Source organism: Dialister sp. (assembly GCF_051885895.1).
In the GTDB taxonomy this organism is placed as follows: domain Bacteria; phylum Bacillota; class Negativicutes; order Veillonellales; family Dialisteraceae; genus Dialister.
Map to the genome: position 1 here is coordinate 1 of NZ_JBJEXP010000041.1, position 1,305 is coordinate 1,305.

At 53.1% G+C, this 1,305-nt stretch carries 1 protein-coding gene; it reads left to right on the forward strand.

The features are described 5' to 3' along the window. Positions 1-1,305 (forward strand): AAA family ATPase (locus ACI4N7_RS03745; RefSeq protein WP_439732027.1); only part of this gene is annotated, 1,305 nt, incomplete at both ends.

Consider the following 1,305-nt stretch of genomic DNA (forward strand, 5'->3'; position numbering starts at 1 on the left):
CGAAGGGGGCAAAGCTTCCTCTGGAGGCGGTGCCGGAAATTATTCTGGATGAAGGGGCACTGGAAAATCCGGAAGGAGCGCTGGATCGAGCTTTTGATTACTGGCGGCAGAATCTTCATTTCTACAAGGCTCCGGAGCTTTCCCGCGGGGAATTCCGGCAGATGATCGATATGCTTATGCCCACATTCCACATGACTCGTACGATTTCTTCCATGAACCGTGAAGCTCAGCCCGATATTATCAGCCTAACGAGGCAGCAGGGAGCTGTGCTGGATTTTCTGGAAGACCAGCAGGTCTGTGCCGTCCATGGTCCGGCAGGCACGGGAAAGACGGTGCTGGCCGTAGAAAAAGCACGGCGCCTGGCGGAGGAGGGTCGAAAGGTACTCTATCTCTGCTATAATGAATTTCTTCTTGAGCATATCCGGAGAGAAAATCAGGGTTCCCCTGTTTCCTTTCACAATGTCCGTTCCCTGGCAGAAGAACTGATGGGGAAATGCGCGGAAACGGATGCAGAGGAAGTCAGAGCTTTTGAAGCATGGTTTCCGGAAGAAGGCGAATCCCTGTGGCCCTATGAAGATGTGGTGGTAGATGAAGGGCAGGATATGACGGATACCATGCTGGAGACGCTGTGGCTTCTTACGGACGAGAGGGACGGAGCTTTCTATGTGTTTTACGACAGGAACCAGAGGGTTATCCGGCGGGAAAAGACGGACTGGATCGATGCTAATGCGGAATGTCGGGTGGTGCTGTCCCGGGATGTGCGAAATACGGCGGAAATTGCTTCGTCCATGGCATCGGTGATTGGTCTGAAGCGCAGGAAGCAGTATATCAACGAGGTGCATGGTCTCCGGCCCTGTATGTCACTGTATCGGGATCCCGCAGGCCTTCGCAGGATATGCGATAACTTCGTAAAGGAAATGCTGGACAATCATGTGAAGCTGGAAGATATGGTGATTCTGTCCATTCACAGCCTGCCCCACAGCGGTCTGGCAGGGGTGGATAAAATCTACGGCATTCCTGTGTCTGTGGAACCGGAAGCAGGAAAGGTATGGCTGACCAATGTATACCGCTTTAAAGGATTGGAAGCCAAGGCGGTGCTCCTGATTGATGTGGAAATGTCCGCACTGGCCGGTCCTTTTACCAGCCGGCTGATTTACACCGGCGGGTCCAGGGCCGCTGCCTGTCTGAAGCTGGCACTGAAGGAGGATATTCCGAAGAACGGCTATGAAGAACTCCTTTCAAAAATGGGAGCGGAAGGGAAAAGTGCAAAGGATCTGGCCGCTTTCTGGGGCATGGAGATAAAGT